Genomic DNA, 7,647 nt, shown 5'->3' on the forward strand with positions numbered 1-7,647 from the left:
CGTGAAGTTGGCCATTCGTCAGATCAGGTCAAGACAATGAGGGCCGCCTCAATAACTCGGCCCGCCGAGCCCCTGAATTGCCCGCGCTTCGGCGCAGAATGCCGCGACGTTGGTTGTTGCAACGACAGTTGGGCGGCGCGTAGGCTGCCCCCTGGACGTGCTTCCTGGCTCAGCTACCAGAATGTTTCGGCCTTGTGTCTACCCTTGCCGCGTCGTCGCATCCTCACTCGACGCAAATGCAGGCCGCGACCCCGCGCCACATCCGGCACTGGAGGCGACATGGAATATCCGTACGATCTTGGCGCTTACACCCGCAAGATCACCACCTCATCCCCTGGCGCGCAGCGCTGGTTCGACCGCGGGCTCAACTGGTGCTTCGGGTTTCACCATGAGGAGGCTGTTGCCTGCTTCGAAAAGGCGCTCTTGGCCGACCCCAACTGCGCTATGGCGCACTGGGGTGTCGCCTACGCAATAGGCCCGAACTACAATTTTCCTTGGGAGATGCAGGATGACAGTATTAAGGCAACGACCCTAGCCCGCGCCTACGATGCCACCCAGGCGGCGCTGGCGCTCGTGGGCGGCGTTACTGCAGCCGAGCACGCGCTGATCGAGGCGTTGCCGGCGCGCTTCCCGCAGCGCGACCCGATTGAAGACCAGAAGCCCTGGAATGATGCGTTCACTGACGCAATGCGGCTGGCCCACCGGGCCCACCCGCGCGATCTCGACCTGCGCAGCGTGTTCGTCGAAGCGATCATGAACCGGACACCATGGCAGATGTGGGACCAGCGCACCGGCCTGCCCGCTGATGGCGCCGGTACCATTGAGGCGCAGGAGGTGCTGGAGGCCGGCTTCAGTACCATGCCGGGCGCCACTCGCCATCCCGGCCTTCTGCACCTGCACATCCATCTGATGGAGATGTCGCCGCATCCCGAAGCCGCGTTGCTATCCGGCGACCGCCTGCGCGAGCTAACGCCGGACATGGGCCACCTAGTCCACATGGCGAGCCACATCGACATCCAATGCGGCCAATACCGTGACGCGATGTTTTGGAACCAGAAGGCCTCAGTCGCAGACCGCAAGTACTACGCCCGCGCTGGGGCGATGAATTTCTACACTGGATACCGCGTCCACAACTATCACTTCGCGGCCTACGCCGCCATGTTCCTCGGTCAGTACGCCCCCGCGATCGCCGCGGCCAACGAGTTGATCGAGACGATGCCTGAGGAGATGCTGCGCATCGAATCGCCGCCAATGGCGGACTTTTTCGAAAGCTTCGTCTCCATCAAGCAGCACGTGCTGGTGCGCTTCGGTAAATGGGAGGAGATCCTCGAGCAGCGGCTGCCCGCCGATCAGACCTTCTACTGCAACACCACAGCCATCATGCACTACGCCCGAGGTGTGGCGCATGCGGCGATGGGAGACGTGGCGTCGGCACTGGCCGAGCAAGCACTGTTCCGCGCTGCGGCGCTGAGAGTGCCGCCGTCGCGCATCATGCTCCCAGCTACGCCTTGCCAACGCTTCCTCGCGATTGCGGAAGAAATGCTGGAAGGCGAGATCGCCTATCGGCGCGGCGAGTACGGTGCTGCCTTCGCCCGTCTCCGCGCGGCTATCGCGCTCGAGGACGACCTGCCCTACGCAGAGCCCTGGGGTTGGATGCAGCCCATCCGTCACGCTCTCGGCGCGCTGTTGCTCGAACAGGGGCACGTCGACGAGGCTGAGCAGGCGTATCGCGAAGATCTAGGGCTGGCCGGCAGCCTGCCGCGTGCGCAAATCCACCCGGACAATCTCTGGGCACTGCGCGGCTTGCTCACCTGCCTGGAGCGGCGCGGCGAAACCGTGGAGGCGAAGCTGATACACCAGCGCCTGGAGCTCGCCTCCGCCCGCGCCGACCTGGACGTGTCGGTCTCGTGCTTCTGTGCACGCGGCACGGCCGCCGGTTAGCGTTGCCTCGATGGCACGCTGGAGCGCAGGCAGGATACCATGCTGGTGAGAGTGCTGGCACGGGCTTTCCGGCACCAGCGGCTGCTCGACAAGGGGCGGTATGCCTCGATCAGCGAAATGGCGGCGGCCGAGAGGGTCGAGCGCGGATATCTGGGATCGCTGCTCCGCCTCACGCTGCTGGCGCCGGAGATTGTCGAGGCAATCCTCAATGGGCGACCTCCAGAGAGCTTGGACCTACCGCGGCTCCTCGAGCCGTTCCCGATGGACTGGTCAGCACAGCCCGGCGCGCTCGCGGCTGGGGTGCCCCCCCGCTGCGGCCTTGACTGACTGCCCTCAATGGGAGCCAGACCTTCGTTCGAATCTCTATCTCACATCAGACGAGGCGAAATTCGTCACCGGCGCCGAACTCGTGATCGACGGCGGGTACACAGCGCAGTAGGCCGGGCGTCGAGCTCAGAGCAGGTACCGAGCGAACCAGTCGCGCGCGGCAGCGCTTGACTCTTGGAAGCCGGCTCCAGTGTACGGCTCAAAGTGCGCGCCCGAGATCAGCACCAGCGATTTTGGCTCCAGCGCGCGGTTATAGGCGTCGAGCGCCAAGTCGGTCGGAGTCAGCGTGTCGTGCGTGGCGATAATCATGAGCAGCGGCGTCGGGCTGATCCGCGCTATCCAGGCACCCGGCTCGTACTCGCGTAGCATTTCGGCGCTGCGCAGCGTCACCTCGTTGCGCCAAGCCGGGGCACGGTCTTGGGTGGCATTGAAGAACGCCCAGGGCTCAATGCCAGGCATGGCGCAAGGCGCGGTGGGATCCTCCGCCACCACAGGGATCACCGCTGGTGGGTGTCCAGTGAAGCGTGCGTCACGGTCGGCATCAAAGCGTGCAGACAGGGCGGGCAAGAGGTCGGCGCGAGCGCGGCGGCTCGCTCCGATGGGGCCGGAGATTAGCGGCACCTGCGACACTACACAACGCACGCGCCGATCGATCGCACCGAGCATGAGGACGTGCCCGCCACTGTAGCTGGTGCCCCATGCACCGACGCGGCTCTCATCCACTTCAGGAAGGGTCCGGGCGTAGGTGATTGCATGCCGGTAGTCGCGGACCTGCTGGAAGGGATCGATCTCCTGGCGCGGCTCGCCGCCGCTGGCACCAAAGCCACGATTGTCAAAGACAAGCACGGCCAAGCCAGCTGCGGCAAAGACCTCGGCGTAGCGGTCGAGGTACTGCTCTTTCACCCCTGTGAAGCCGTGCGCCATTACCACCGTCGCGTGTGGTCCGGGATTGTCGGGGAGGTAGAGCCAGCCGTGGAGGGTGGCTCCCTCCGCGTTGAAGGCGATGTCCCGCCGCATTGAGTCCTCCCGCGCCGATCTTACGCGGCATTCCACTCCCTCCGGCTTCGTAGGCGCAAGCGTTCCGAGTGGGTGGATTTCGCGTCGTGAAGCGAGGGCACCGTCGGGCGGCCACTCCCTGCCTGTAAGAGCCTCGTGCGAATGTCTGCATCGAGTCGCCCTCGGCGGCAGCTTTGCATGGTCAAGAGGAACAGCTGGCGCTGGTCGAGACGAAGGTATCGCCTCTAACTGCCATAGCTTCTGAACCGCTTCCGCTAAGCTGGGTGGAGCAGCAATCAGTGGTCACTCGCAAAGGAAGGCCTCGATCAGCTGTCATAGGGTGACCTGCCGTGACCGAACCTGGCCGATAGTGGTCCGACTGCTGTCGGGTACGCACTGCTATAAAGCGGTCGCTCGGATTTGAGAGATGCCTCGGCGGGTTCCGGACCTGCGCCGTTAGAACGCCCGGTGGGAACCACTTCCAGCTTCTACCAGCAGTCGCTGCCGAGGCGAACTCCGCGGTCGTCAAGTGCAAGTAGATGGCGAAGTCGACAGCTGCAGCAGCGCCTGCTCTCAAATAGTCAGTGAAGCAACGGCACGACGAAGCCGAGCGCGCTCGCTGCATCTACCGGGCCACAGCAAAATAGCGATCGATTTTACGGTTGACCTTGGAAATGCCATGGAGCGAACATCGGCTGCGCGGTAACTCGGTGCAGCCACGCGCGGAGCCAAGATGCTAGCGACGTCGCCGCACCGTGGGCCCGGCAAAGCATCTGCCTGCGCGCCCGCAGGATTGGAAATGCTAGCGACTAGTCCCGCAATTCCGAGGTCAGTCTGAAGATGAGCACGAAGGCCGCAAAAGGGGGCGGCGGCCGCATTCGGCACAGCAGGTGTCCCCCCCACGGGAGGTGACTATGAGCACCACGACGGCTTTGGCCGACCCTGCGGCCGAGCTCGCCAGCGCCTTCGCGGGCCAGATCCTATACCCGATCGATGCAGACTACGAGGAAGCCCGGCGGGTGCATAACGGCCTCATAGACAAGCGCCCAGCGCTCATCGCTCGTTGCCTCGGCACGGCCGACATCGTGGCGGCCCTGCAGGCGGCGCGGCGTGCCGGCCTTGAGATCGCCGTCCGCGGCGGCGGCCATAACGTGGCCGGCCGTGCTACCACCGAGGGCGGCATGATGATCGACCTGCAGCCGATGCGGGCGGTCCATGTTGATCCGCAGGCGCGCACCGCCCGCGCCCAGGGCGGCGCAACCTGGAGCGGGTTCAACCGCGAAACCCAACTGCACAGCCTGGCGACCACGGGGGGCGTGGTCTCCTCGACGGGGATCGCGGGACTGACGCTCGGTGGCGGGCTGGGCTGGCTCATGGGGAAACACGCACTTGCCCTCGACAACCTGATCTCGGCGGAGGTTGTGCTTGCCGATGGCAGGATCCTCACCGCAAGCGCCGAGCAGAACCCGGATCTGTTCTGGGCGCTGCGGGGCGGCGGCGGCAATTTCGGCGTGGTGTCCTCCCTCGAGTATCGTTTGCACGCCGTCGGCCCGACCGTCACCGGCGGGATCATCGCCTATCCCTTCGCCCAGGCATTCGACGTGCTGCGGCATTACCGCGATCTCACGGCTTCGCTGCCCGATGAGTTCACGGTCTTTGGCGGCTTGGTCCATGCGCCGGATGGATCGGGCGAGAAGCTTGCGGCGATGGTGATGTGCCATTGCGGCACCCCCGCCGAAGGTGAGGCGGCCGTCGAGCCGATCAAGCGCTTCGGCGCGCCGGCGCTCGATGGGGTCGGCCCCATGCCCTATACCCAGCTCAACGCCATGCTGGATGCGGCTTATCCGCGCGGTGCGCTCAACTACTGGAAGTCTAGCTTCCTCGCCAGCCTCGGCGATGACGCGATCCGGACAATGATCGAGTGCTTCGCCGCCTGTCCTACGCCGATGGGACAGCTTCTGATCGAGCATTTCCACGGCGCCGTCACCCGTGTGGAGGTGACCGAGACCGCTTTCCCGCACCGTTCGCCCGGCTACAACATGCTCGTGCTCTCGGAGTGGACCGACCCGGCCCACAGCGCCGCCTGCACGGCCTGGGCACGGGACAGCTTTGCCGCGTTGCAGCCCTATATGGGCGCAGGCCGCTACGTGAACTACTTCGATGCCGATGAGCGCGCCGGCGCGGTGGCGGCTGCCTATGGACCGAACTACCAGCGGCTGCAGCAGATCAAGGCCAAATACGATCCGGAGAACCTCTTCCGCCTGAACCAGAACATCCTGCCCACCGCCTGACTATGGGTAGGAGGACAACACGGTGCTGGCAGCCGGCCTAGGGGTGGCGCGCCACCATGTGGAGCGGGCAGTTCCTCCCTAGAGCTGCAGACCCGACCTCCGCTTCGGCGCGGATGACCCCTCAACTGCCTGACCGGCACACTGAAACACTCGTTCCGGAACGTGCTTCCGCTGAAGTGGTGTCAATGTCGGGCTGGCGGCGGCCGGTCTGGACAATGACTTTCGCCTCATTTCTGCTTTCCGCATGCCGGACCAGTCGAGCTGATGACCGAAGTGGGCGCAAACCGGCTGTTCTCGACTGCTGACCAGCGATGCCGGCGCGACCACAGTGCGGGCAGTCGTATCCAGTGCCTCAGGGTACCTCGCCCAACACCCGACTGCCACGTCGACGATGGCCCAGAGCCGGGCCATGTTGGTCAGCAGGTCGCATTTACCGAGGAACACCAGGCGTACCGATGCGGTACTACCGACCTCATCAGCGACCTTGGTCGGCCGCGTTTCGTCTCGTAGGTTGATTGTTGCTTCTGCTGTGCGTTCAACCTGGCGCCATGAATCTCGACGGTTCGATCCGGCCGATAGGCAAGGGGTGCTGATATGGGGATCATCGAATCGACGGAGGCTTACGAAGGCTTCCTCCGCGAGGAAATGGGCGATGAGGTGGTTGCCCAGGGGTTGGTTGAGAAGCATAGGGAGATGGCTGCAGAGGCACCGTTTACCTTTCTCCGAGCCACCTATTGGCGCTGGGCTGAACGGATCCTCGCCATCGTGGATGAGCTCGCAGAGGCACCCAGCGTATTAGCCGTGGGTGACATCCACCTTGAGAACTTCGGCACCTGGCGAGACGCAGACGGGCGCCTGGTCTGGGGCGTTAACGATTATGACGAGGCCGCCGAGATGCCGTATGTCCTGGATCTCCTACGCCTCGCAACAAGCGCCCTGCTAGCCTGCACCAAGGAGTGCAACCCGGGTGCGTCGCTCATCGCTGGCGCCATTCTGCAGGGCTACCGCAAAGGCTTGAAAGAGCCCCGGCCTCTTATCTTGGACCGGAAGCTCGAGTGGCTGCGAAAGCTGGTGATCGTGCCGGAGGATGCGCGCCACGACTTCTGGGACAAGCTGGATAAGAAGCGGAAGCGGTTTCTCGCCCGACCAGAAGCAGGGCGGCCCAGGCTATCGCCGCGCTACCGCGAAGCATTGCTGGCTGCTCTACCCGCCGGAAGCAGCGAGCCAGAGATATGGTACCGCAGCGCTGGGCTGGGCAGCCTCGGTCGGCCCCGGTGGGTGGCGCGGGCGCAATGGTGTGGCGATTGGGTTGTTCGCGAAGCGAAGGGCATCGTGCCATCGGCATGGACACGCGTAGACAAGAGGGGAGGTCGCACCGTCCGGTGCATGGAGATCGCTGCGGGCCGGTACCGAGCACCCGATCCGTGGTACCGCGTGGCGGACGGTATCGCCGTGCGTCGCCTCTCGCCAAACAATCGCAAGATCGGGACCGACAAAACGATCGCTGCAGAGGGCGAGAGCGGGGCGGAGGATAGGCTGGGGGTGGAAGTGCTGTTGGACCAGCGAATGCTGGAGGCGATGGGCCGGGAGCTAGCCGCGGTCCACCTTGGTACCGGAGACGTCAGCAGCGCCGTCGAGAGCGACTTGGCAGCCCGGAGTGAGTCCTGGCTGGCGGCGGCCGCTGAACGGGCAGCAGAGGACATCCGGGTCGAGCACGCGGTGTTCCGGGCCGACTGGAGCCGCCGCTGCGGTCACAGGTGACCTTCGCTTCCGGCCGATTTCCACTGGTGTATGGGCAGAAGCACACGGGACATAGGAGCCACGTCGCGGGGTGCCGAGGGAGGATCGGCTATAGCCATCGGTGCGTCCGCCGCACCCGAGGCAAATCTCGGCTGTGCAAGGGCGGCACCAAAATAGCGTGTCAGCTTCGCCTCCGAGAACGTCCGCAACCTCTTCCATTTCGATAACCCGCAGCAGCGCAAGCCTGGGCGCTATGGCGGTCAAGCAACTCGGCCAGGGTGCCACGCCACTCCTCCTGCTTGGCCCAGGCGATCAGTCCGACGATAACGTGCGGCGTGGGCAGGGCGGGTGC

General features: G+C 64.8%; 5 protein-coding genes and 1 pseudogene. 5 read left to right on the plus strand and 1 reads right to left on the minus strand.

Annotated elements, in window-relative coordinates:
* Nucleotides 1-279: 279 nt before the first annotated feature.
* The 3 genes and pseudogenes from AC5JJ1_RS08455 to AC5JJ1_RS08465 form a co-directional block, all read left to right on the plus strand.
* The gene (locus AC5JJ1_RS08455) at nt 280-1,941 is read left to right on the plus strand and encodes a hypothetical protein (RefSeq protein ID WP_495784672.1); all 1,662 of its coding nucleotides are present in this window, start codon (nt 280-282) and stop codon (nt 1,939-1,941) included.
* A 39-nt stretch (nt 1,942-1,980) separates the two neighbouring features.
* Nucleotides 1,981-2,268, plus strand: a complete 288-nt coding sequence (locus AC5JJ1_RS08460; RefSeq protein ID WP_495784673.1) for a hypothetical protein — start codon at nt 1,981-1,983, stop codon at nt 2,266-2,268.
* Nucleotides 2,269-2,302: 34 nt separating this feature from the next.
* Nucleotides 2,303-2,380: pseudogene (locus AC5JJ1_RS08465) on the plus strand (3-beta hydroxysteroid dehydrogenase); the annotation flags it as partial.
* Nucleotides 2,381-2,394: 14 nt separating this feature from the next.
* Here the strand turns inward: AC5JJ1_RS08465 and AC5JJ1_RS08470 are convergent.
* Nucleotides 2,395-3,285: an alpha/beta hydrolase gene (locus AC5JJ1_RS08470; RefSeq protein ID WP_495784674.1), complete on the minus strand. Its 891-nt coding sequence runs from the start codon at nt 3,283-3,285 to the stop codon at nt 2,395-2,397.
* An 893-nt stretch (nt 3,286-4,178) separates the two neighbouring features.
* Between AC5JJ1_RS08470 and AC5JJ1_RS08475 the strand changes: the two genes are divergently transcribed.
* On the plus strand, nt 4,179-5,555 hold the full coding sequence (locus tag AC5JJ1_RS08475; RefSeq protein WP_495784675.1) for an FAD-binding oxidoreductase: 1,377 nt from the start codon (nt 4,179-4,181) through the stop codon (nt 5,553-5,555).
* A 594-nt stretch (nt 5,556-6,149) separates the two neighbouring features.
* On the plus strand, nt 6,150-7,316 hold the full coding sequence (locus tag AC5JJ1_RS08480; protein ID WP_495784676.1) for a DUF2252 family protein: 1,167 nt from the start codon (nt 6,150-6,152) through the stop codon (nt 7,314-7,316).
* Nucleotides 7,317-7,647: the final 331 nt, after the last annotated feature.

The organism is Belnapia sp., assembly GCF_059504005.1.